Genomic DNA, 23251 nt, shown 5'->3' with positions numbered 1-23251 from the left:
CGGGTTTGGCCTCCACGTATCCCAATGACCAACCAGTGGCATAAAGCCAAAAGCACCCAGGTCATCGTGTCGACACGTGTGTGGATTTAAGCTTTTCGGGGTATCCCCGGAAAGCGGCGCATTTTATACCACAGGGTGCGCAGAAACGGAACCCGGAATCTGTATTCGCACCAAGGACATGGGCGCAGCCCCCTTGGAATCGGCCCCGAACGCACCATTGTATAGAGAGAAGCGATGCACGCGGGCGCTGAATTGCGCCGTGCGTCTGTTAGAATCGCGTTTTTCAGGGTCGCAAAACGATCACCTGCCGCCCTATTCGTATCAGCAAGCGCCGCCGAGCGCAGAGAGAGCCTGTATGACCGTCAACCTCAAAACCCCCGAGGACATCGCTGGCATGCGCGTCGCCGGCAAACTGGCCGCCGATGTGCTGGAAATGATTGCCGAACATGTCAAACCGGGCGTCACCACCGATGAGCTGAACCAGATCTGCCACGACTACATCGTCAATGTGCAGCAAGCCATCCCGGCCCCGCTCAACTACAAGGGTTACCCGAAGTCGATCTGCACCTCGATCAACCACGTAGTCTGCCATGGCATCCCGAATGACAAGCCGCTGAAAAACGGCGACACCCTGAACATCGACGTGACCGTGATCAAAGACGGCTACCACGGCGACACCAGTCGCATGTTCCATGTCGGCGAGGTACCGGTCTGGGCCGAGCGTCTGTCGCAGATCACTCAGGAATGCATGTACAAGGCGATCGAGATCGTCAAACCCGGCTGCCGCCTCGGCGACATCGGCGAAGTGATCCAGAAGCACGCCGAGAAGAACGGCTTCTCGGTGGTTCGCGAGTTCTGCGGTCATGGCATCGGCAAGGTTTTCCACGAAGAGCCGCAGATCCTGCACTACGGGCGCGCCGGCACCGGCATGGAACTGAAGGCCGGCATGACCTTCACCATCGAGCCAATGATCAACCAGGGCAAGGCCGACACCAAAGTACTGGGCGACGGCTGGACCGCGATCACCAAGGACCGCAAGCTCTCGGCACAGTGGGAACACACCCTGCTGGTCACCGACACCGGTTACGAGATCTTCACCCTGCGCGCCGACGACACCATCCCGCGCGTCTCGGCCTGATCCACACAACGCTCCCAGCCTTATAGAAGGAAAGCCAATCGATGCCGCAGGTGGATCCCGAACTCTTCGACCGCGGCCAGTTCCAGGCTGAACTGGCCCTGAAAGCGAGTCCTATCGCGGCGTTCAAGAAGGCGATCCGCCAGGCTCGCGAGGTGCTCGACACGCGTTTTCGCAATGGCCGCGACATTCGCCGCCTGATCGAAGACCGTGCCTGGTTCGTCGACAACATCCTGCAAAAGGCCTGGGAGCAGTTCAACTGGAGCGAAGACGCCGACATCGCGCTGGTCGCGGTCGGCGGCTACGGCCGCGGTGAGCTGCATCCGTATTCCGACATCGACTTGCTGATCCTGCTGGACAGTGCGGATCACGAAGTTTTCCGCGATTCCATTGAGCGTTTTCTGACTTTGTTGTGGGACATCGGCTTGGAAGTCGGCCAAAGCGTGCGCTCGGTCGATGAATGCGCCGAAGAAGCCCGCGCCGACCTGACCGTGGTCACCAACCTGATGGAAAGCCGCACCATCTGCGGTCCCGAGCGCCTGCGTCAGCGCATGCTCGACGTCACCAGCACCGCACACATGTGGCCGGCCAAGGAGTTCTTCCTGGCCAAGCGTGCCGAACAGAAGGCTCGCCACCACAAATACAACGATACCGAATACAACCTGGAACCCAACGTCAAAGGCTCGCCTGGCGGACTGCGGGATATCCAAACGATTCTGTGGGTGGCCCGGCGTCAGTACGGCACCCTCAACTTGCGCGCCCTCGCCGGCGAAGGCTTTTTGGTCGAAAGCGAAAACGCCCTGCTCGCCTCTTCCCAGGAGTTTCTCTGGAAAGTGCGCTACGCCTTGCACATGCTCGCTGGTCGCTCCGAAGACCGCCTGCTGTTCGATCATCAACGCACCATTGCCGGACTGCTGGGCTTTGAAGGTGACGACGCCAAACAGGCGGTCGAAAACTTCATGCAACAGTATTTCCGCGTGGTAATGAGCATTGCCCAGCTCAGCGACCTGATCATCCAGCACTTCGAGGAGGTCATCCTCGCCCCGGAAGACGAAGCGCCGCCGCAGCCGATCAACTCGCGCTTCCAACTGCATGACGGCTATATCGAGGCACGCAACGACAACGTGTTCCGCCGCACGCCGTTCGCCATGCTCGAGATCTTCGTGCTGATGGCTCAGCAGCCGGAAATCAAAGGCGTACGCGCCGACACCATTCGTCTGCTGCGCGAGCACCGTCACCTGATCGACGACAACTTCCGCAACGATATTCGCAACACCAGCCTGTTCATCGAGCTGTTCAAGTGCAAGATCGGCATCCACCGCAACCTGCGCCGGATGAACCGTTACGGCATTCTCGGGCGCTATCTGCCGGAGTTCGGCTTTATCGTCGGGCAGATGCAGCACGACCTGTTTCACATCTACACGGTCGATGCGCACACGCTGAACCTGATCAAGCACCTGCGCAAATTGCAGTACACCCAGGTCTCGGAGAAATTCCCGCTGGCCGCCAAGCTCATGGCCAAGCTGCCCAAGCCCGAACTGATCTACATGGCGGGTCTGTACCACGACATCGGTAAAGGTCGGCATGGCGATCACTCGGAAATCGGCGCCGTCGATGCCGAGGCGTTCTGCCAGCGCCATCAGTTGCCGGTATGGGACAGCCGTCTGATTGTCTGGCTGGTGCAAAACCATCTGGTGATGTCGACCACCGCCCAGCGCAAGGACTTGTCCGACCCGCAAGTGATTCACGATTTCGCTCTGGCCGTCGGCGATGAAACCCGTCTCGACTATCTCTACGTGCTGACCGTGGCCGACATCAACGCGACCAACCCGACGCTGTGGAATTCGTGGCGCGCCAGCCTGTTGCGTCAGCTCTACACCGAGACCAAACGCGCGCTGCGTCGCGGCTTGGAAAACCCCGTGGATCGCGAAGAGCAGATCCGCCAGACCCAAAGCGCGGCGCTGGATATTCTCGTGCGCGGCGGCACCGACCCCGACGATGTCGAGCAGTTGTGGGCGCAATTGGGCGATGACTATTTCCTGCGCCACACCGCCGGCGACGTGGCCTGGCACAGCGATGCGATCCTGCAGCAACCGGTCGATGGCGGGCCGCTGGTGCTGATCAAGGAAACCACCCAGCGCGAGTTTGAGGGTGGCACGCAGATCTTCATTTATGCACCGGACCAGCATGACTTCTTCGCCGTAACCGTGGCCGCGATGGATCAGCTTAACCTGAACATTCACGACGCCCGGGTCATCACCTCGAGCAGCCAGTTCACCCTCGACACCTACATCGTGCTCGACAACGAAGGCGAGTCGATCGGCGACAACCCGGCACGGGTCAAGCAGATCCGCGAAGGCCTGACCGAAGCCCTGCGCAATCCGGACGACTACCCGACGATCATCCAGCGCCGCGTGCCACGCCAGCTCAAGCATTTCGCCTTTGCGCCACAGGTGACGATTCACAACGACGCGCAGCGTCCGGTAACGGTGCTGGAGTTGACCGCACCTGATCGCCCCGGACTGCTGGCGCGGATCGGCGGGATTTTCCTCGAATTCGACCTGTCGCTGCAGAACGCCAAGATTGCGACCCTGGGCGAGCGCGTGGAAGACGTGTTCTTCATCACCGACGCCCACAATCAACCGTTGTCCGACCCGTTGCTGTGCAGCCGTTTGCAGGATGCGATCGTTGAGCAACTGAGCGTCAATCAGGAACCTGATATCAAATTGTCGCGCATCAGTATTTGATGGCGCCCCGGATTCAAATGGCTTTGCGAGAGACCCAGCCCCAATGAACAACGCTCTGAACCAGCTCCAGCCGTACCCGTTCGAAAAGCTCCGCGCCCTGCTCGGTACCGTGACCCCGAACCCGGACAAGCGCCCGATCGCCCTGTCGATCGGCGAGCCGAAACACCGCTCGCCAGGCTTTGTCGCCGAAGCGCTGGCGAACAGTCTGGATCAGATGGCGGTGTACCCGACCACCCTCGGCATTCCGGCGCTGCGTGAAGCCATTGGCGGCTGGTGCGAGCGTCGTTTCGGCGTGCCAAGCGGATGGATCGATCCGGCGCGCAACGTGCTGCCGGTCAATGGCACCCGTGAAGCGTTGTTCGCGTTCACCCAGACCGTGGTCAACCGTGGCGACGACGCGCTGGTGGTCAGCCCGAACCCGTTCTATCAGATCTACGAGGGCGCAGCGTTCCTTGCCGGGGCCAAGCCGCACTACCTGCCGTGCCTCGACGAGAACGGCTTCAACCCGGACTTCGATGCGGTTTCGCCAGACATCTGGAAACGCTGCCAGATCCTGTTCCTCTGCTCGCCGGGCAATCCGACTGGCGCGCTGATCCCGGTCGACGCCCTGAAAAAGCTGATCGCCCTGGCCGACGAGTACGATTTCGTGATCGCCGCCGACGAGTGCTACAGCGAGCTGTACTTCGACGAACAAACCCCGCCGCCGGGTCTGCTGACTGCCTGTGTCGAACTGGGCCGCAAGGACTTCAAACGCTGCGTGGTGTTCCACAGCCTGTCCAAGCGCTCCAACCTGCCGGGCCTGCGCTCGGGTTTTGTCGCCGGCGATGCCGACATCCTCAAAGGCTTCCTGCTTTATCGCACCTACCACGGCTGCGCGATGCCGGTGCAAACGCAACTGGCCAGCGTGGCGGCGTGGAATGACGAAGTGCATGTGCGCGCCAACCGTGCGCTGTATCGCGAGAAATTCGATGCGGTGCTGGAGATCCTCAGCCCGGTGATGGACGTACTACGTCCGGATGGCAGCTTCTATCTGTGGCCGAACGTGCAAGGCGATGACGCAGCGTTCTGCCGCGACCTTTTCGAGCAAGAGCACGTGACCGTGGTGCCGGGTTCTTACCTGTCCCGTGACGTCGACGGCGTCAATCCGGGCGCTGGCCGTGTGCGTATGGCGCTGGTAGCGCCGTTGGCCGAATGTGTCGAAGCCGCGCAACGGATCCGCGCGTTTATCACTCGCCAGCAATAAACAAGTTGGCCCGCGCCAGGCAATCTGGCGCGCGGCTTGATCACCGCGACACACATCAAAGCAATTAGCGACTTCCCCCTCTGCCCTTCCAAAGATAGTCTTCAGACGCACAGTCACTGCAACTATCAGTCGTTACGCATCGACTTCAGGAAAGAACTTCCGAACCCACCCAAACAAACCAGTCAATCAATATGGATATTGATCATGCACCGTTACCCTCTCGTCAAAATATATAGTTGCAACTTTTCCTCCGGACAACGCCGCAAGCGCTCGATCGCCTATTCCAACCGATTATGGGACAACGCCAGCACGGTAACTTTTTCCTTCATGGAGGATTTACCCGATGAACTTGAATATCGGGTCGAACGGGTAATACGCCAATGGGAACCCTTTGTCAGCCTGACATTTGAACAAGTCGAACTAGGCCAGATCCGCATCGCCCTGAACGGCAGGGAAAACTACTCGGCAATCGGCACCGAAGCATTGGAGTTCGATCCTGCCGAACCTACGCTGGTCATCCAGACGGACCCGCAAGATCCACTGTTTGAAGCGACCCTATTGCATGAGTTCGGCCACGCCCTTGGGTTTCATCATGCCCATCTGCATCCCGACGCCAATATTCCCTGGGATAAAGAAGCCGTCTACAAGTACTACCGGGAAACAGCAGGCTGGAACGACGATGATGTCGAACTGAATATTTTCAGCCTCGACAGTCGCAACAGTATCTCTCAAGGGGAATACGACCGACTTTCCATCATGCATTACCCGGTACCGAACTTTATGACCCGGGGCAATTTCGAGATTCCGTTCAATCTGAAAATCAGTGAACGGGATAAACGCCTGGCCAGGCTAAGTTATCCCGCCATTGATTATCGGGTATAGGTTATTTGACCTGCCCCAAGTTGGCCTCACTCAAATCAAGATCGGCCAACACCTCTCTGAGGACGTCATCACCTATCTGGTGATGGCGACTGAGGCTGTAGAGCTCCAGGCGTTGCGCCCTTAGCGCTTTCAAGCGCAGACGACGCTCGAGCAGATCCATCTGGAACGCCAACGCCTGGGCTTCAGCAGAATCGTTGAAGACATCGAGCTGATGGCGATACTCGGACATGATCCGCGCCTTCAGCTCTGCCGACAAAGCAGCCTGAGCAGCATCCTGCGGAGTGGTTTCCTCTGTCTCGAGCGCATGAATCGCCGCTTCCGCAGTTTTACGCCACGCATCGCGTACTTCCTGGCGCCGTTTGTCATCCGGACTTTTCTCGATGCCGCGCAACAACAGAGGCAGCGCGATACACGCCGAAACCAGCGACAGCAGAATCACCCCGGCAGCGATGAAAATCAGCAGATCACGCTCGGGGAACGCGTCCGCCCCCATCAACATCGGCACCGACATCACGCCGGCCAGCGTCACCGCACCGCGCACACCGCCGACGGTCAGCAGCCAGCAGGAGCGCGCAGTCGGCACTTGTGTCAGCTCGCCCTTGCCGCGCAAGCGTCGCAGCAGCACCGACAAACGCCAGATGCTCTGCACCCAGATAAACCGCAACAAAACCAGCGCAAGAAAAATCGCGACGACATCGAGGCAGCGATAGAACAATGTCGGCCACAGCGTCGGCTCGTGGCTGACCACGGCTTTGATGATGTCCGGCAATTGCAGGCCAAGCAGCAGGAAGATCAAGCCATTGAATGCGAACTCCAACAGCGACCAGACACTGCGATTGAGCAAGCGGGTGCTGGTCTGCCGAGGCAACAGATCGAGCCAGCTCTGCATCATCCCCGCCGCCACGGCTGAGAGAATGCCCGAGACGCCAAGACGTTCCGCCAGCACATAAGCGGCGAACGGCAGCAGCAACATGAACACCACGTGGGTGGCCGGGTCATCCCAGCCGCGGGCGATCATCCACGCCCGCAATCGCCCCACCAGCCAGCTCAATGCCACACCGACCGCCAACCCGCCGAGCGCCACCATGACGAAGGTCAGGCTGGCGTTGGTCAGCGAGAACACGCCTGTGATGGCCGCCACCAGGGCGAACTTGAAGGTCACCAGACCCGAGGCATCGTTCATCAGCGCCTCGCCCTGCAAGATATGCATCAGCGGGGTCGGCAAACGGTTTTGCGAAATGGCCGACACCGCCACAGCGTCCGTCGGCGACAACACTGCCGCCAGGGCGAAGGCCACCGGCAGCGGAATTGACGGCAATAACCAATGAATGAAGTAGCCGGCGCCGACTACGGTGAACAGCACCAGCCCGACCGCCAACGTGAGAATCGGCCCGCGCAAATGCCAGAACTCGCGCTTGGGCATGCGCCAGCCATCGGAAAACAACAAGGGGGGCAGGAACAGAAACAGGAACAATTCGGGATCAAGCGCCACATGCAGACCCAAAGTCGGCCAGGCGAGCAAGGCGCCAGCGGCGATTTGTACCAGCGGCAGTGGCAACGGGATGACCCGTCCGACCAGCCGCGAGACGCTGACCAACATCAGCAGGATCAGCACGGTGTAAGCGGTTTGCATAAAGCGGAAATCTCAGACAATCGACAGCGTTGAACTGCCATATTAGCTGCTTAGGATGGATCTGACCGTTGCACCTATGTCGCACTGCCCCAATTGATGTCCGCACACCAATGTGCAGGAGCTGCGGCACGCTGCGATCTTTTGATCTTTAAAGACACAATCAAAAGATCGCAGCCTCGTTTCACTCGACAGCTCCTACAGGGTTTTGCGTATTCGCCGAAGGGTCATGGCATAATCCGACACCATTTTTCTCCAGCACCTGTAAAGGGGGCGATTCCTTGACCGTTTCAAGTAAAACGTTGCACCTTTTCGGCATCAAAGCCTGCGACACCATGAAGAAGGCGCGCACCTGGCTCGATGAACACGCTGTCAGCTACGACTTTCACGATTACAAAACCGCCGGTATCGACCGTGAACACCTGACCCAATGGTGTAACGAACACGGCTGGCAAACGGTGTTGAACCGCGCAGGCACGACCTTTCGCAAACTCGACGACGAACGCAAAGCCGATCTCGACCAGCCGAAAGCCATCGAACTGATGCTCGCTCAACCCTCGATGATCAAGCGCCCGGTGCTCGATCTCGGTGACCGAACCCTGATTGGCTTCAAGCCAGACATCTACGCGGCCGCTCTGAAGTAAGCAGCCCGTCACTCTTTGTAGAGGTAATCACATGTCCAATTCCCTGTTCAGCATCGCCTTTGGTGTCGGCACCCAGAACCGTCAAGGCGCCTGGCTGGAAGTGTTCTACGCACAGCCACTGCTCAACCCATCGGCCGAACTGGTTGCCGCTGTTGCGCCGATCCTCGGTTACACCGAAGGCAACCAGGCCATCACTTTCACCACCGCACAGGCTGCACAACTGGCTGAAGCCGTGAAAGGCATCGACGCCGTGCAAGGCAAGCTGCTGACCCGCCTCGCTGAAAGCCACAAGCCGCTGGTCGCCACTTTGCTGGCCGAAGACGCACAGCTGACCTCGACGCCTGAGGCGTATCTGAAGCTGCACCTGCTGTCGCACCGTCTGGTCAAGCCACACGGCGTGAGCCTGGCCGGGATCTTCCCGCTGCTGCCGAACGTAGCCTGGACCAGCCAGGGTGCAATCGACCTGAGCGAACTGGCTGAACTGCAACTGGAAGCGCGTCTGCGTGGCGAACTGCTGGAAGTGTTCTCGGTAGACAAGTTCCCGAAAATGACCGACTACGTGGTACCGGCCGGCGTGCGTATCGCTGACGCGGCGCGTCTGCGTCTGGGCGCTTACGTCGGTGAAGGCACCACCGTGATGCACGAAGGTTTCATCAACTTCAACGCCGGCACCGAAGGCCCGGGCATGATCGAAGGCCGCGTTTCCGCTGGCGTATTCGTCGGCAAGGGTTCGGACCTGGGCGGCGGTTGCTCGACCATGGGCACCCTGTCGGGCGGCGGCAACATCGTGATCAAGGTCGGCGAAGGCTGCCTGATCGGCGCCAACGCCGGTATCGGTATCCCGTTGGGCGACCGCAACACCGTTGAGTCGGGCCTGTACGTGACCGCGGGTACCAAGGTTGCGCTGCTGGACGAAAACAACAACCTGGTCAAGGTTGTGAAGGCACGTGAGCTGGCCGGCCAGACTGACCTGCTGTTCCGTCGCAATTCGGAAACCGGTGCTGTGGAATGCAAGACCCACAAATCGGCGATCGAACTGAACGAAGCGCTGCACGCTCACAACTAAGCAGCACATCGACCTCCTGTGGGAGCGAACTTGCTCGCGAAGCTTTTGGCGTATTCAAGAACGCCTTCGCGAGCAGGCTCGCTCCCACAGTGTCTTGTGTACATCCCGCCCAAGTTCACAGGGCTGAACAAATGATGATTCCCTCCCCGTGGCGTGCCGATTTTCCGGCCATCGCCGCCCTGCAACGGCAAGACCAGACCTATCTGGACAACGCCGCCACCACGCAAAAACCCCAAGCCCTGCTCGACGCGCTGACGCATTACTACGCCAATGGCGCAGCCAATGTGCATCGCGCGCAACACTTGCCCGGCGCCCACGCCACGCAGGCGTTCGAGGACAGTCGGCTGAAGGTAGCCCAGTGGCTGAATGCCGGTGACAGCGGGCAGATCATCTTCACCCACGGCGCCACCAGTGCGCTGAATCTCCTGGCTTATGGCCTGGAGCATCTTTTCCACCCGGGCGATGAAATTGTCATCAGCGCCCTGGAGCATCACGCCAACCTGCTGCCATGGCAGCAACTGGCACAACGGCGCAACCTGAAACTGGTGGTCCTGCCGCTGGATACCGACGGCTTGATCGACCTTGCGGCCGCCGTGCATCTTATTGGTCCGCGCACGCGATTGCTGGCGGTCAGTCAGTTGTCCAATGTGCTCGGCGCCTGGCAGCCGTTGCCGGCATTACTCGGCATGGCCAAGGCGCAGAACGCGCTGACTGTGGTCGATGGCGCGCAAGGCGTGGTGCATGGTCGGCATGACGTGCAGGCGCTGGGTTGCGACTTCTATGTATTTTCCAGCCACAAGCTCTATGGCCCTGATGGCCTCGGCGTATTGTTCGGGCGCAACGCAGCACTTGAGCAACTGAAACCATGGCAGTTCGGTGGCGAGATGGTACTGGAAGCCAACTATCACGACGCGCGTTTCCGCCCTGCGCCGCTGGGCTTCGAGGCCGGTACGCCGCCGATCGCCAGTGTCATCGGCCTTGGCGCGACGCTCGATTATCTGGCCGGGCTGGATCAGGACTCGGTGTCGGCCCATGAAGCGGCGCTGCATGACTATTTGCTGCGCGGCCTCGCAGCGCGTAACGGCATTCGATTGCTCGGCAAGCCGCAATTGGCGTTGGCGAGTTTTGTCGTCGAGGGTGTGCATAACGCTGATCTGGCGCACTTGCTGACCGAGCAAGGGATTGCCGTGCGCGCCGGGCATCACTGCGCGATGCCGCTGCTGAAAAGTTTTGAGCTGGCCGGGGCGATTCGGGTGTCGCTGGCGCTGTACAACGACTCCGAGGATCTGGAGCGCTTCTTTGAGGCGCTGGATCAGGCGCTGGAGTTGTTGCGATGAGTTTGCCGGGCGAGGCAGCCGAGGCGTTGCAGACTTTTCAGAATGCAGCGGGCTGGGAACAACGGGCGCGATTGTTGATGCAGTTTGGTGATCGTCTGCCGCCGTTGGATGACACGGACAAGTGCGAGGCTAACCGGGTGCATGGCTGTGAGAGTCAGGTGTGGCTGGTTGGGGAATTGCGCGACGGTCACTGGCAGTTCAGCGCCAGCAGCGATGCGCGGATGATTCGCGGGTTGGTGGCGTTGTTGCTGTTACGGGTTAACGGGTTGTCGGCCGCCGACTTAAAGCAAGTTGATTTGCCGGACTGGTTCAATCAGCTCGGCCTTTCGCGGCAGTTATCGCCCTCGCGCAGCAATGGCCTCAATGCCGTGCTCCAGCGAATGAATGAGTTGGCCTCCACCCTGTAGGAGCTGCCGCAGGCTGCGATCTTTTGATCTTGAAAACAGGATCAAAAGATCGCAGCCTCGTTTCACTCGACAGCTCCTACAGGGGAATGCAGTCCAATGTGGGAGCTGGCTTGCCAGCGATGAGGCCATAAGCCTCAGCATCAAATCTGAGGTTTAACTCGGTCAGCCGGGCGCCGAACACCCGCGACAATCTTGTCCACAGCCTTGGTCGCCGCGACCATGCCGAACGTCGCCGTGACCATCATCACCGCGCCAAACCCGCCGGCGCAGTCCAGCTTCACGCCATCGCCGACAAAACTCTTCTGCAAACAAATGCTGCCATCCGGTTTCGGATAACGCAGCTGTTCCGTGGAAAACACACACGGCACGCTGTAATGCCGGGTCACGGTGCGCGAAAAGCCATAATCACGACGCAACGTCGAACGCACTTTCGAGGCCAACGGGTCGTTGAACGTACGGTTGAGGTCGCAGACCTGAATCAACGTCGGATCGATCTGCCCGCCCGCCCCGCCAGTGGTGATGATCTGGATCTTGCGGCGTTTGCACCAGGCGATCAGCGCAGCCTTGGCGTTGACCGCGTCAATGCAGTCGATTACGCAATCGATGTTCGGCGTGATGTATTCGGCCATGGTGTCGCGGGTGACGAAATCCGCCACGGCGTGCACGGTGCAATCCGGGTTGATCCCGCGCAGACGCTCGGCCATCACTTCGACCTTGGGTTTGCCGACGGTGCTGTCCAGCGCGTGCAACTGGCGATTGGCATTGCTGACGCAGACGTCATCGAGGTCGAACAGCGAAATCTCGCCGACGCCACAACGGGCCATGGCTTCCGCCGCCCAGGAACCGACGCCACCGACGCCGACGATCGCCACATGGGCCGCGCGCAAGCGCTCCATGCCTTCGATGCCATACAAACGGGCGATGCCTGCAAACCGCGGATCTTCTGTACTCATGACCATTACCCCAAAAACCGGCGCGCATTATAGGGCTACACGGCGACAAGTTCTAAACATCAGCTACAAGTGTAAGAACTTAAGTCAAAGTCGGCTGCCCAATGTCGGGCATTTCCCTGTCTGATGTACGACTTGTGAACTGCCGGTGTAGGATGCGCGCCCCTCGGGCGTCTAGCCGACCGATCCTTCGTTCCACAGCCTTTGGAACCCGAAATAGCTATGTCATCGCGTAAATTTGGACTCAACCTGGTGGTGGTTCTGGCAATCGCCGCCCTGTTCACCGGTTTCTGGGCGCTGATCAATCGCCCGGTTTCCGCGCCGAACTGGCCGGAGCAGATCTCCGGTTTCTCCTATTCGCCGTTCCAGCAGGGACAATATCCGCAGAAAGATCAGTACCCGACTGACGACGAAATGCGCCGCGATCTGGAGATCATGAGCAAGCTGACGGACAACATCCGCATCTACTCGGTCGACGGCTCGCTGCAAGACATCCCGAAACTGGCTGAAGAGTTCGGCTTGCGCGTGACCCTGGGGATCTGGATCAGCCCCGATCAGGAACGCAACGAACGGGAAATCACCCGCGCCATCGAACTGGCCAACACCTCGCGCAGTGTGGTGCGCGTGGTGGTCGGTAACGAAGCGATCTTCCGTAAGGAAATCACCGCCCAAGAGCTGAGCGTGCTGCTCGATCGCGTGCGCGCGGCGGTGAAAGTGCCGGTGACCACATCCGAGCAATGGCACGTCTGGGAAGAACACCCGGAGCTGGCCAAGCACGTTGACCTGATCGCCGCGCACGTTCTGCCGTACTGGGAATTCATCCCTGTCGACAAGGCTGGGCAGTTCGTTTTCGACCGCGCCCGCGATCTGAAAAAGCTGTTCCCGAAAAAACCGCTGCTGCTCTCCGAAGTCGGCTGGCCGAGCAACGGTCGCATGCGCGGTGGCGCCGATGCGTCGCCGGCGGATCAGGCGATCTACCTGCGCACCCTGGTCAACAAGCTCAATCGCCAGGGCTTCAACTACTTCGTGATCGAAGCGTTCGACCAGCCGTGGAAGGCCAGCGACGAAGGTTCGGTCGGCGCCTACTGGGGCGTGTTCAACGCCGCGCGTCAGCAGAAATTCAACTTCGAAGGCCCGGTGGTCGCGATTCCGCAATGGCGTGTGCTGGCAGTCGGTTCGGTGGTGTTGGCGTTGCTGTCGCTGACCCTGCTGATGATCGACGGCTCGGCGTTGCGTCAGCGTGGGCGGATCTTCCTGACCTTTATCGCGTTCCTTTGCGGGTCGGTGCTGGTGTGGATCGGCTACGACTACAGCCTGCAATACAGCACGTGGTTCAGTTTGACGGTGGGCTTCCTCTTGGCGCTCGGTGCGCTTGGGGTGTTTATCGTCTTGCTGACGGAGGCGCATGAGCTGGCCGAAGCGGTGTGGATCCACAAGCGTCGGCGCGAGTTCCTGCCGGTCGAGGGCGACTCCAGCTATCGTCCGAAAGTGTCGATCCACGTGCCGTGCTACAACGAGCCGCCGGAGATGGTCAAACAGACCCTCGACGCACTGGCAGCGCTCGATTATCCGGACTACGAAGTTCTGATCATCGACAACAACACCAAGGACCCGGCGGTGTGGGAACCGGTGCGCGACTACTGCGAAACCCTCGGCCCGCGCTTCAAGTTCTTCCACGTCTCGCCGCTGGCCGGTTTCAAGGGCGGCGCGCTGAACTACCTGATTCCGCACACCGCCAAGGACGCCGAAGTGATCGCCGTGATCGACTCCGATTACTGCGTGCACCCGAACTGGCTCAAGCACATGGTGCCGCACTTCGCCGACCCGAAAATCGCTGTGGTGCAGTCGCCGCAGGATTACCGCGATCAGAACGAAAGCACCTTCAAGAAGCTCTGCTATGCCGAATACAAAGGCTTCTTCCACATCGGCATGGTCACCCGTAACGACCGTGATGCGATCATTCAGCACGGCACCATGACCATGACCCGCCGCTCGGTTCTGGAAGAATTGGGCTGGGCCGACTGGTGCATCTGTGAAGACGCCGAACTGGGTCTGCGCGTGTTTGAGAAAGGCCTGTCGGCGGCGTACTACCACGACAGCTACGGCAAGGGTCTGATGCCGGATACGTTTATCGACTTCAAGAAACAGCGTTTCCGTTGGGCTTACGGTGCGATTCAGATCATCAAGCGTCACACCGGCAGCCTGTTGCGCGGCAAGGACACCGAGCTGACCCGTGGCCAGCGCTATCACTTCCTCGCGGGCTGGTTGCCGTGGGTCGCGGACGGCATGAACATCTTCTTCACCGTCGGCGCGCTGTTGTGGTCGGCGGCGATGATCATCGTGCCGCAGCGGGTCGATCCGCCGCTGCTGATCTTCGCAATCCCGCCTCTGGCGTTGTTCGTGTTCAAGGTCGGCAAGATCATCTTCCTCTACCGTCGCGCCGTCGGCGTGAACCTGAAAGATGCCTTCTGCGCGGCACTGGCCGGGCTGGCGTTGTCGCACACCATCGCCAAAGCGGTGCTGTACGGCTTCTTCACCAGCAGCATTCCGTTCTTCCGTACGCCGAAAAACGCTGACAACCATGGCTTCTGGGTGGCGATTTCCGAAGCGCGGGAAGAGCTGTTCATCATGCTGCTGTTGTGGGGCGCGGCGCTGGGGATCTTCCTCGTCAACGGCATGCCGAGCAACGACATGCGCTTCTGGGTGGTGATGTTGCTGGTGCAGTCGCTGCCGTATCTGGCGGCGCTGATCATGGCGTTCCTGTCGTCGCTGCCGAAACCGGCGGCCAAGGCTGAGCCGGCAACAGCATAATCGCTAACGGATAACGTCAAACGGCGGCCTTCGGGCCGCCGTTTTGCTTTAGAATGACCGCCTTTTTCAATGCCAACAAACTCGGTAGGAGCTGCCGAAGGCTGCGATCTTTTGATCTTGCTGTTGATTTTAAAAAACAAAATCAAAAGATCGCAGCCTGCGGCAGCTCCTACAGGTTTACCGTGCGCACCCGGAGTTATTACATGACGGCCCACGCCGACCTTTCGCCGACCCTCCAACTCGCCATCGACCTGATCCGCCGTCCGTCCGTGACGCCGGTCGACGCCGATTGCCAGAAGCAGATGATGCAGCGCCTGGGCGATGCCGGTTTCACTCTCGAGCCGATGCGCATCGAAGATGTGGATAACTTCTGGGCGACTCACGGCAACAACGACGGACCGGTGCTGTGCTTCGCTGGCCACACCGACGTGGTGCCGACCGGTCCGGTGACCGCGTGGCAGATCGACCCGTTCAACGCGGTGATCGACGAACACGGCATGCTCTGCGGCCGTGGCGCGGCGGACATGAAAGGCAGCCTGGCGTCGATGACCGTTGCCGCTGAGCGTTTCGTCGCCGATTACCCGAACCACAAGGGTAAAGTCGCGTTTCTGATCACCAGCGACGAAGAAGGCCCGGCGCACCACGGCACCAAAGCAGTGGTCGAGCGTCTGGCCGCGCGTAATGAGCGTCTGGACTGGTGCATCGTCGGCGAACCGTCGAGCACCACCCTGGTTGGCGACGTGGTGAAAAACGGCCGTCGCGGTTCGCTGGGCGCCAAGCTCACGGTCAAAGGCATTCAGGGTCACGTCGCCTATCCGCACCTGGCGAAGAATCCGATCCACCTCGCCGCTCCGGCGCTGGCCGAACTGGCCGCCGAGCACTGGGATCACGGCAACGATTTCTTCCCGCCGACCAGTTTCCAGATCTCCAACGTCAACTCCGGCACCGGCGCGACCAACGTGATTCCGGGGGATCTGGTGGCGGTGTTCAACTTCCGGTTCTCCACCGAATCGACCGTCGAAGGCCTGCAGAAACGCGTGGCCGATATTCTCGACAAGCACGATCTGGACTGGCACATCGACTGGGCACTGTCCGGCCTGCCGTTCCTCACCGAACCGGGCGCGCTGCTCGACGCGGTGTCGGCGAGCATCAAGGACATCACTGGTCGCGAGACCAAGGCGTCGACCAGCGGCGGCACCTCCGATGGCCGCTTTATCGCGACCATGGGCACGCAAGTGGTTGAACTGGGCCCGGTCAACGCGACTATTCACCAGGTCAACGAACGCGTGCTGGCAGCCGATCTCGACGTACTGACCGAGATCTACTACCAGACCCTGATCAAGTTGCTCGCCTGATGCTCGCTTGCCCCATCTGCAGTGAACCGCTGAATACAGTCGACAACGGCGTGGTCTGCCCGGCAGGCCACCGCTTCGACCGCGCGCGGCAGGGTTATCTGAACCTGTTGCCGGTGCAGCACAAGAACAGCCGTGATCCTGGCGACAATCAGGCCATGGTCGAAGCGCGCCGTGACTTCTTGAACGCAGGCCATTACGCGCCGGTGGCCAAGCGTCTGGCTGAACTGGCGGCGAGTTATGCGCCGGATCGCTGGGTCGACATCGGTTGTGGCGAGGGTTATTACACCGCGCAAATCGCCGAGGCCTTGCCGAACGCGGATGGCTACGCACTGGATATTTCCCGTGAAGCGGTCAAACGCGCCTGCAAACGTAATCCGGCGATCACCTGGTTGATCGCCAGCATGGCCCGTGTGCCGTTGGCATCGGGCAGTTGCCAGTTTCTCGCCAGTGTTTTCAGTCCGTTGGACTGGGAAGAAGCCAAGCGTCTGCTCAGCGTCGGCGGCGGTCTGATGAAAGTCGGCCCGACCAGCGGCCACCTGATGGAACTGCGCGAACGCCTGTACGACGAAGTGCGCGAATACACCGACGACAAGCACCTGGCCCTGGTGCCGCAAGGCATGGCGCTGGCGCACAGTGAAACCCTGGAATTCAAACTGACGCTGGACAAGCCCGAGGATCGCGCCAACCTGTTGGCGATGACGCCCCACGGCTGGCGCGCCAGTGCCGAGCGTCGCGCGGCGGTGATCGAACAGGCCGAGCCGTTCGAGACCACCGTATCGATGCGCTACGATTATTTCGTTCTTCAATAACTTTTGGTCTCGGGCGAGTGCCCGGGGCCGGCTAAATCCGCGAATGGATTTTTCAGACCCGCAGTGAGGACATCCATGCGCCAACCGGACATCGAGATTTACCTGAAAGACGCTGACGTCGACCACAAGGCCATTTCCGCTTGGCTGGGCGAAGCGTTGGGCCCGTGCAGCGACTGGGTACAGAAAGGCCAGACTTACAAGTGCAAGGCCGGCAACGTGCCGGTGACCTGGTTGCCGAAAGCCGTGGGCAAGTGGAACAGCCTGTACCTGGAAAGCGACCAGACCCCATGGGACGACGACATCGCCTGCGCGCGTGCAGCGTTTGCTGCGCTGAACGTGGAAGTGCGTTGTGCACCGGGGACGTGGGTCGAGGAAGAAGGTGAGGAAACGGCGGATCGCTGGATTCGCATCAGCGCAGACGGTGAAGAAGAAATCACCTGGAAAACTGCCTAAAAGCAAAAGATCGCAGCCTTCGGCAGCTCCTACAGGGTCATGTGTACACCCGTAGGAGCTGCCGAAGGCTGCGATCTTTTGATCTTCAAGGTTACAGGCCTACAACGTCCTCAGCCTGCAAACCCTTCTCGCCAGTAATCACTGCGTACTCAACCTGCTGGCCTTCAGTCAGCGACCGATGCCCTTCGCCGCGAATCGCGCGGTAATGCACGAATACGTCCACCCCGTCTTCGCGCTGGATAAAGCCGTAGCCTTTGGCGTCGTTGAACCACTTCACGTTGCCGGTTTCACGGGTTGCCATCTGTTCATACTCCTTTTTTATTATTGAACAGGCTTTTCGCAGGAAAGCCTTTGCGGAACGTCAGCCTGCGCCCGACGTCCATAAATGGGCCCCGGCGACAGACCGCCGAGTATATGACAGGCGCGAAAACTCTCAACAGGAGTTTACTTCGCCGCTTTTTTGCCGATTTTCGGTGAATACGGCAAACTGTCGACCTCCCGAGCAACCGCTCGGTTTATCAACTCATGCAGAAGCCGTATGACCCGTTCCCCGTTCCGCCGTCTTGTGTTTGGCACCTTGCGCCGACTGTTGTACCTCTGGGTTCGCTCGGAGACGATCAACCAGTCGTCGTTCACCCTCAACCTCGACCGCAGTCGTCCGGTGTTCTACGTCCTGCAAAACCCTTCGCTGACCGATCTGGCCGTGGTCGACACCGAGTGCACCAAGGCCGGCCTGCCGCGTCCGGTGCTGCCGGTGTCGGTGGGTTCGCTGATCGAGCCGGCGGCGTTTTTCTACCTGACGCCGGATCCGGACTGGCTCGGGCGCCAGGACAAACGCGGCGCGCCGCCGACCTTGACCCGTCTGGTCAGCGCGCTGACGCAGAACGCTGCCGAAGACGCGCAAATCATTCCGGTCAGCGTGTTCTGGGGTCAATCGCCGGACAGCGAAAACAGTCCGTGGAAGCTATTGTTCGCCGACAGCTGGGCCGTTACCGGACGTCTGCGCCGGCTGCTGAGCATCATCGTCCTCGGCCGCAAGACCCGCGTGCAGTTCTCCGCGCCGATTCATTTGCGCGAGCTGATCGAACACAACAAGGGCCACGAACGCACCGTGCGCATGGCCCAGCGCATCCTGCGCGTACATTTCCGCAATCTGAAAGCAGCGGTCATCGGCCCGGACATTTCCCACCGTCGCAACCTGGTCAAAGGTCTGCTCAATCAGCCGCTGGTCAAGCAAGCGATCCTCGACGAAGCCGAGCGCGAAAACATTTCGCCGGAAAAAGCCAAGGCTCAGGCCTTGCGCTACGGCAACGAGATCGCCTCGGACTACACCTACACCGCGATCCGCTTTCTGGAAGTGGTGCTGAGCTGGTTCTGGAACAAGATTTACGACGGCATCAAGGTCAACCACATCGAAGGCGTGCAGAAGGTCGCGCAAGGTCACGAAGTGATCTACGTGCCGTGCCACCGCAGCCACATCGACTACCTGCTGCTCTCCTACCTGCTGTTCCGCAACGGCCTGACCCCGCCGCACATTGCCGCCGGGATCAACCTGAACATGCCGGTGATCGGCAGCCTGCTGCGCCGTGGCGGCGCATTCTTCATGCGCCGCACGTTCAAGGGCAATCCGCTGTACACCTCAGTGTTCAACGAATACCTGCACACCCTGTTCACCAAAGGTTTCCCGGTCGAGTACTTCGTCGAGGGCGGTCGTTCGCGCACCGGACGCATGCTGCAACCGAAAACCGGCATGCTCGCGATTACGATGCGCAGCTTCCTGCGTTCGTCGCGCATGCCGATCGTGTTTGTGCCGGTGTACATCGGTTATGAGCGCGTGCTGGAAGGTCGAACCTACCTCGGCGAACTGCGCGGGGCGAGCAAGAAGAAAGAATCGATCTTTGATATTTTCAAAGTCATCGGCGCGCTCAAGCAGCGTTTCGGTCAGGTCGCAGTGAACTTCGGTGAGCCAATCAAACTGGCGGAATTCCTCGACGCCGAGCAACCGGACTGGCGCCAGCAGGAACTCGGCCCGCAGTACAAACCGGCGTGGCTCAACGAAACCACCAATCGCCTCGGCGAGAAAGTCGCGCAGCATCTCAACGAAGCAGCGGCGATCAACCCGGTCAATCTGGTGGCGCTGGCGCTGCTGTCGACCACGCGTCTGGCGCTGGACGACCGGGCCATGGCGCGGGTGCTGGATCTGTATCTGGCGCTGCTGCGCAAAGTCCCGTACTCGCCGCACACCACCTTGCCGGAAGGTGATGGCCGCGCGCTGATCGAGCATGTGAAGGACATGGACCTGCTCGCCGAGCAGAACGATGCGCTGGGCAAGATTCTCTATCTGGACGAGCAGAACGCCGTCCTGATGACCTACTACCGCAACAACGTCTTGCACATCTTCGCCTTGCCGGCGTTGCTGGCGAGTTTCTTCCAGAGCGCCTCGCGCATGAGCCGCGAACAGATCCTGCGCTACACCCGCGCGCTGTATCCGTACCTGCAATCGGAACTGTTCATTCGCTGGACGCTGGACGAACTGGACGGTGTGGTTGATCAGTGGCTCGAAGCGTTCGTCGAGCAAGGCCTGCTGCGCTTCGAGAAAGACGTCTATCTGCGTCCGGCGCCAAGTTCGCGACATTTCGTCCTGCTGACGCTGCTGTCAAAGAGCATCGCCCAGACCTTGCAGCGCTTCTACATGACCGTGTCCTTGCTGCTCAACAGCGGCCAGAACAGCATCAGCGCCGAAGAGCTGGAAGACCTCTGCACGGTCATGGCCCAGCGCCTGTCGATCCTCCATGGCCTCAACGCCCCGGAGTTTTTCGACAAGAGCCTGTTCCGCCACTTTATCCAGACCCTGCTCGACCTCGACGTGCTGCGTCGCGACGAGGCCGGCAAACTGAGTTATCACGAACTGCTCGGCGAACTCGCCGAAGGTGCGGCCAAACGCGTGTTGCCGGCGGAGATTCGCCTGTCGATCCGCCAGGTGGCGCTGCATCGCAGTGAGGATGCTGCCGATCAGGTCGTCGCCCAACCCGAGACCTGATGCAAACCTGGTGGGAGCGACGGTACGACTTGCTCGCGAAGACGTTGCTTCAGTCACTGTTAATGTCGACTGACACACCGCTTTCGCGAGCAGGCTCGCTCCCACATTGAAAGGAGAACTTCCGATGAAAAAACTCACCCTGCTCGCTGCCGCCACAATACTGAGCGCCTGCCAATCGACCACTCCTGCCGGCAAGGTCGGCCTCGACGGTGAAGTGTTCTACCTGCAGCGCATCGCCCTGCCACCGAGCGCGACCCTCAGCGTCAGCCTGCAGGACGTTTCGCTGGCCGATGCGCCAGCCGTGGTGCTGGACGAGCAGAAAGGCCCGGTCAAAGGCCAGGTGCCGCTGCCCTTCCACTTGAGCTACGATCCGACGCAGGTCAAACCCGGCCATCGTTACTCGGTCAGCGCGCGCATTGAAGTCAACGGCGAACTGATGTTCATCACCACCGAAAACCACGCCGTGCAACTCGACGGCAACGACCCGCAGCCGCTGAAAATCCGCGTCGACGCCGTTCGTTAATTCATTTTCCGCAACCCTTTTCCGCAACAAGGAAGCCGCCATGCTCCGCCCTACCCTTCGCTTCGCCGGCCTCTGTGCAGGCCTGATGATCTCCGCCAGCGCGCTGGCCCTGTCGCTCAGTGACCTGTCACAAAAAGACGCCACCGGCGGCCTCAAGGATGCCCTGACCCAAGGCGCACAAATCGCCGTCAAACAACTCGGCACACCCGGCGGTTTCAGCAACAACCCCGACGTGAAGATCGAGCTGCCGGGCAAACTCGGCAAAGCCGCGAGCAAAATGAAAGCCTTCGGCATGGGCGCTCAGGTCGAAGAACTGGAAACCGCGATGAACAAGGCTGCGGAATCCGCCGTGACCCAGGCCCAGCCAATCCTCGTCGACGCCGTGAAGAAAATGAGTGTGGAAGACGCCAAAGGCATCCTCAGCGGCGGCAAGGATTCGGCCACGCAATACCTCGACAAATCCAGCCGCGAACAGATCCGCGCCAAGTTCCTGCCGATCGTCAAACAGGCGACCGACAAGGTTGGCGTAGCGCAGAAGTACAACTCGTTCGCGGGCCAGGCCGCTGCGTTTGGCGTTGTCGATGCGAAGAGCGCCAACGTTGAAAACTACGTCACCGAGCAAGCGCTGAATGGCCTGTTCGAGATCATCGGCAAACAGGAAGAAACCATCCGCCAGAACCCGGCCGCTGCGGCGACCAGTCTGGCGAAGAAGGTGTTCGGGACGCTTTAAGCAGTCGTAACACGGGGGCGATTCGATTCGCTCCCGTGCTTCCCTCCACGTACAGAACTACGTAAAAAAAACACCCACTCGCGCCCCATCTTCCTTCTCTCAAAAAGCTGCAATTGGTCCAGCCCCTCCAGAGCCGAAGTCGCCTCGCTGTACGAGCAACCAAAATTTTCCGCCACATTATTCGCTGTGAACTCCTTCGCCTCCCCGCTTTTTGCCGCCTGATACACCGCGCGCTGTTTTTCCGTCATCTGATCGAAGTAGCCAGAATTCGTCAGCCAGCGCTCGAACGCTTCGGTGTAGGCCACGCTCTTGCGGTAAACATCCGTGAACCCGAGCACCGCTCGTTGAATGACCGAACACTGGAACTCGATGAAATAAGTCAGATCCAGCTCATCCGCCTCGGTATGCAGGTATGAACGTCCATATTTCACCGGTGCATTACGCAGTAACAAACTGATCGCTATGTAGCGAAACGCCGCAAACTCGTTCTTGAACATGAACCAGTAAAACAACGCCCTGGCGACCCGCCCGTTACCGTCGCGGAAGGGATGTTCGTAGCCCAAGGCAAAATGCAGCGTGATCGCCTTGATCAGTGGATGCAGGTAGCTCGTCTCTTGCGGTGAGCCTTCGGGCAGGTTGATCCAGTGCGACAGTTGCTCCAGCCGCGACACCAACCCTGCTGCAGGTGGTGGCCGGTGTACGGTGTTGCCCGCCCCATCCTGAACGACCACTTCGTCGTTGGTTCTGAACACCCCGGGGGAATACTGCTCGTCATCGATGCCCTCGACCCCCACCCGATGAATCGCTGCGATCAACTCCACACTCATGGGTTCGAAACGTCTCTCCCAGGCAAAATTCATCATCCGGTAATTACCCATCACCATGCGCTCATCCGGAGTACGGGGCTGGCGCCGCTGCTTGAGCATGTCCTTGGCCACACGCGTAGTCGTCGCAGCGCCTTCCAGCTGACTGCTGGCGATGGCTTCATCTTCGATCAAATCGTTAAGCAGATAACTGAAGTGTGCCCGTTCGCCGATCTGGCTGGTCATGTATTCCAGCGCCGCCGTACTGGCCTGCCGATCCACAATTGAGATGGTTTTCTGTGCCAGCGGCGTCAACAGATACTTCCCCCACTGCACAGGCTCGCCCAGTGGCAGAAGGTTGATGTATTGGGCCGCCCGCGCCTTTTTGACCAACGCCCAGCACAGTCTGGCATCCAGCCCCGCGGCCCAGCGATAACGCAACGCCTCAAATGGCAGATAACGACCTTGATCATCGAGCGGCTTGAGCAGCGCAAGATAGTCAGCCAGACGATGCTTGTGGGGCGGGCGCACCAACAAGTCGAACACCGGGTCGGATCGGCCCTTCAACGGTGGAGGCTTTTTCATCAAAACAAACTCAGAAAAGCTGGAAAGCAGAGGCTGGAGTACAACATCCGAGGCAATCTGGCTCAAGATCAGAGCCTTCTGAAAAAGATGTAGGAAGTGGC

At 59.9% G+C, this 23251-nt stretch carries 19 protein-coding genes; 15 read left to right on the top strand and 4 right to left on the bottom strand.

Translation table 11 applies throughout. The features are described from left to right. Positions 1 to 355 precede the first annotated feature (355 nt). The 4 genes from map to M5G26_RS01510 all read left to right on the top strand — a co-directional run bounded on the left by map (position 356) and on the right by M5G26_RS01510 (position 6007). Positions 356 to 1138, top strand: a complete 783-nt coding sequence (gene map / locus M5G26_RS01525) for a type I methionyl aminopeptidase (RefSeq protein WP_007908857.1) — start codon at positions 356 to 358, stop codon at positions 1136 to 1138. Positions 1139 to 1179: 41 nt separating this feature from the next. Further along, positions 1180 to 3882 carry a [protein-PII] uridylyltransferase gene (locus M5G26_RS01520; RefSeq protein WP_273914270.1) on the top strand — a complete coding sequence of 901 codons (2703 nt, stop codon included), beginning with the start codon at positions 1180 to 1182 and terminating at the stop codon, positions 3880 to 3882. A 43-nt stretch (positions 3883 to 3925) separates the two neighbouring features. Then, a complete protein-coding gene (gene dapC, locus M5G26_RS01515) occupies positions 3926 to 5125 on the top strand; it encodes a succinyldiaminopimelate transaminase (protein WP_273914269.1) in 1200 nt (399 codons plus the stop codon). A gap of 204 nt (positions 5126 to 5329) precedes the next feature. Beyond that, positions 5330 to 6007, top strand: a complete 678-nt coding sequence (locus M5G26_RS01510) for a M12 family metallopeptidase (RefSeq protein WP_273914268.1) — start codon at positions 5330 to 5332, stop codon at positions 6005 to 6007. A gap of 1 nt (position 6008) precedes the next feature. Here the strand turns inward: M5G26_RS01510 and M5G26_RS01505 are convergent, their stop codons facing one another. Then, positions 6009 to 7640, bottom strand: a complete 1632-nt coding sequence (locus tag M5G26_RS01505) for a Na+/H+ antiporter (protein WP_134176915.1) — start codon at positions 7638 to 7640, stop codon at positions 6009 to 6011. Between the two features lie 278 nt (positions 7641 to 7918). Here M5G26_RS01505 and M5G26_RS01500 point away from each other — a divergent pair, with 278 nt between their 5' ends. From M5G26_RS01500 to M5G26_RS01485, 4 genes are all read left to right on the top strand, one after another. Then, positions 7919 to 8281: an ArsC family reductase gene (locus M5G26_RS01500; RefSeq protein WP_134176916.1), complete on the top strand. Its 363-nt coding sequence runs from the start codon at positions 7919 to 7921 to the stop codon at positions 8279 to 8281. Between the two features lie 31 nt (positions 8282 to 8312). Then, positions 8313 to 9347, top strand: a complete 1035-nt coding sequence (gene dapD / locus M5G26_RS01495; protein WP_011332675.1) for a 2,3,4,5-tetrahydropyridine-2,6-dicarboxylate N-succinyltransferase — start codon at positions 8313 to 8315, stop codon at positions 9345 to 9347. A 131-nt stretch (positions 9348 to 9478) separates the two neighbouring features. After that, a complete protein-coding gene (locus M5G26_RS01490) occupies positions 9479 to 10684 on the top strand; it encodes an aminotransferase class V-fold PLP-dependent enzyme (RefSeq protein ID WP_134176917.1) in 1206 nt (401 codons plus the stop codon). Next, positions 10681 to 11091, top strand: coding sequence for a SufE family protein (locus tag M5G26_RS01485; RefSeq protein ID WP_273914267.1), 411 nt, complete (start codon positions 10681 to 10683; stop codon positions 11089 to 11091). The genes M5G26_RS01490 and M5G26_RS01485 overlap by 4 nt, the downstream gene beginning before the upstream one ends. A gap of 140 nt (positions 11092 to 11231) precedes the next feature. Here the strand turns inward: M5G26_RS01485 and tcdA are convergent, their stop codons facing one another. Further along, complete coding sequence (tcdA, locus tag M5G26_RS01480; protein WP_134176919.1) at positions 11232 to 12050, bottom strand: tRNA cyclic N6-threonylcarbamoyladenosine(37) synthase TcdA; 819 nt, start codon at positions 12048 to 12050, stop codon at positions 11232 to 11234. Between the two features lie 213 nt (positions 12051 to 12263). On the opposite strand from tcdA, the gene M5G26_RS01475 reads away from it, so the two are divergent. The 4 genes from M5G26_RS01475 to M5G26_RS01460 all read left to right on the top strand — a co-directional run bounded on the left by M5G26_RS01475 (position 12264) and on the right by M5G26_RS01460 (position 17469). Next, positions 12264 to 14852, top strand: a complete 2589-nt coding sequence (locus tag M5G26_RS01475; RefSeq protein WP_273914266.1) for a glycosyltransferase — start codon at positions 12264 to 12266, stop codon at positions 14850 to 14852. Positions 14853 to 15055: 203 nt separating this feature from the next. Then, entirely contained in the window at positions 15056 to 16207 is a 1152-nt protein-coding gene (gene dapE / locus M5G26_RS01470) for a succinyl-diaminopimelate desuccinylase (RefSeq protein ID WP_038357869.1), read from the top strand. Next, positions 16207 to 17016 (top strand): putative RNA methyltransferase, encoded by an 810-nt coding sequence (locus tag M5G26_RS01465; protein WP_134176921.1) that lies wholly within the window; start codon positions 16207 to 16209, stop codon positions 17014 to 17016. The genes dapE and M5G26_RS01465 overlap by 1 nt, the downstream gene beginning before the upstream one ends. Positions 17017 to 17091: 75 nt before the next feature. Beyond that, positions 17092 to 17469 carry a hypothetical protein gene (locus M5G26_RS01460; RefSeq protein WP_122609637.1) on the top strand — a complete coding sequence of 126 codons (378 nt, stop codon included), beginning with the start codon at positions 17092 to 17094 and terminating at the stop codon, positions 17467 to 17469. Between the two features lie 91 nt (positions 17470 to 17560). On the opposite strand, the gene M5G26_RS01455 is transcribed toward M5G26_RS01460, so the two are convergent. Next, complete coding sequence (locus M5G26_RS01455) at positions 17561 to 17770, bottom strand: cold-shock protein (RefSeq protein ID WP_007908870.1); 210 nt, start codon at positions 17768 to 17770, stop codon at positions 17561 to 17563. 237 nt (positions 17771 to 18007) lie between these two features. Between M5G26_RS01455 and plsB the strand changes: the two genes are divergently transcribed. The 3 genes from plsB to M5G26_RS01440 all read left to right on the top strand — a co-directional run bounded on the left by plsB (position 18008) and on the right by M5G26_RS01440 (position 21762). Then, a complete protein-coding gene (gene plsB / locus M5G26_RS01450; RefSeq protein ID WP_273914265.1) occupies positions 18008 to 20509 on the top strand; it encodes a glycerol-3-phosphate 1-O-acyltransferase PlsB in 2502 nt (833 codons plus the stop codon). A 124-nt stretch (positions 20510 to 20633) separates the two neighbouring features. Then, positions 20634 to 21032: a YbaY family lipoprotein gene (locus tag M5G26_RS01445; RefSeq protein WP_134176923.1), complete on the top strand. Its 399-nt coding sequence runs from the start codon at positions 20634 to 20636 to the stop codon at positions 21030 to 21032. 40 nt (positions 21033 to 21072) lie between these two features. Beyond that, positions 21073 to 21762 carry a DUF4197 domain-containing protein gene (locus M5G26_RS01440; protein WP_273914264.1) on the top strand — a complete coding sequence of 230 codons (690 nt, stop codon included), beginning with the start codon at positions 21073 to 21075 and terminating at the stop codon, positions 21760 to 21762. Here M5G26_RS01440 and M5G26_RS01435 read toward each other — a convergent pair. Further along, positions 21759 to 23150: a Fic family protein gene (locus tag M5G26_RS01435; protein ID WP_273914449.1), complete on the bottom strand. Its 1392-nt coding sequence runs from the start codon at positions 23148 to 23150 to the stop codon at positions 21759 to 21761. The genes M5G26_RS01440 and M5G26_RS01435 overlap by 4 nt on opposite strands. Positions 23151 to 23251 lie beyond the last annotated feature (101 nt).

This window comes from Pseudomonas sp. TNT2022 ID642 (assembly GCF_028656995.1).
Taxonomy (GTDB): domain Bacteria; phylum Pseudomonadota; class Gammaproteobacteria; order Pseudomonadales; family Pseudomonadaceae; genus Aquipseudomonas.
This window is presented reverse-complemented; position numbering and strand designations above follow the sequence as displayed.

Excerpts from the sequence above, each read along its gene's own strand:
- map (WP_007908857.1), top strand. The coding sequence starts at position 356 with ATGACCGTCAACCTCAAAACCCCCGAGGACATCGCTGGCATGCGCGTC.
- M5G26_RS01520 (WP_273914270.1), top strand. The coding sequence starts at position 1,180 with ATGCCGCAGGTGGATCCCGAACTCTTCGACCGCGGCCAGTTCCAGGCT.
- dapC (WP_273914269.1), top strand. The coding sequence starts at position 3,926 with ATGAACAACGCTCTGAACCAGCTCCAGCCGTACCCGTTCGAAAAGCTC.
- M5G26_RS01510 (WP_273914268.1), top strand. The coding sequence starts at position 5,330 with ATGCACCGTTACCCTCTCGTCAAAATATATAGTTGCAACTTTTCCTCC.
- M5G26_RS01505 (WP_134176915.1), bottom strand. The coding sequence starts at position 7,640 with ATGCAAACCGCTTACACCGTGCTGATCCTGCTGATGTTGGTCAGCGTC.
- dapD (WP_011332675.1), top strand. The coding sequence starts at position 8,313 with ATGTCCAATTCCCTGTTCAGCATCGCCTTTGGTGTCGGCACCCAGAAC.
- M5G26_RS01490 (WP_134176917.1), top strand. The coding sequence starts at position 9,479 with ATGATGATTCCCTCCCCGTGGCGTGCCGATTTTCCGGCCATCGCCGCC.
- M5G26_RS01485 (WP_273914267.1), top strand. The coding sequence starts at position 10,681 with ATGAGTTTGCCGGGCGAGGCAGCCGAGGCGTTGCAGACTTTTCAGAAT.
- tcdA (WP_134176919.1), bottom strand. The coding sequence starts at position 12,050 with ATGGTCATGAGTACAGAAGATCCGCGGTTTGCAGGCATCGCCCGTTTG.
- M5G26_RS01475 (WP_273914266.1), top strand. The coding sequence starts at position 12,264 with ATGTCATCGCGTAAATTTGGACTCAACCTGGTGGTGGTTCTGGCAATC.
- dapE (WP_038357869.1), top strand. The coding sequence starts at position 15,056 with ATGACGGCCCACGCCGACCTTTCGCCGACCCTCCAACTCGCCATCGAC.
- M5G26_RS01465 (WP_134176921.1), top strand. The coding sequence starts at position 16,207 with ATGCTCGCTTGCCCCATCTGCAGTGAACCGCTGAATACAGTCGACAAC.
- M5G26_RS01460 (WP_122609637.1), top strand. The coding sequence starts at position 17,092 with ATGCGCCAACCGGACATCGAGATTTACCTGAAAGACGCTGACGTCGAC.
- M5G26_RS01455 (WP_007908870.1), bottom strand. The coding sequence starts at position 17,770 with ATGGCAACCCGTGAAACCGGCAACGTGAAGTGGTTCAACGACGCCAAA.
- plsB (WP_273914265.1), top strand. The coding sequence starts at position 18,008 with ATGACCCGTTCCCCGTTCCGCCGTCTTGTGTTTGGCACCTTGCGCCGA.
- M5G26_RS01445 (WP_134176923.1), top strand. The coding sequence starts at position 20,634 with ATGAAAAAACTCACCCTGCTCGCTGCCGCCACAATACTGAGCGCCTGC.
- M5G26_RS01440 (WP_273914264.1), top strand. The coding sequence starts at position 21,073 with ATGCTCCGCCCTACCCTTCGCTTCGCCGGCCTCTGTGCAGGCCTGATG.
- M5G26_RS01435 (WP_273914449.1), bottom strand. The coding sequence starts at position 23,150 with ATGAAAAAGCCTCCACCGTTGAAGGGCCGATCCGACCCGGTGTTCGAC.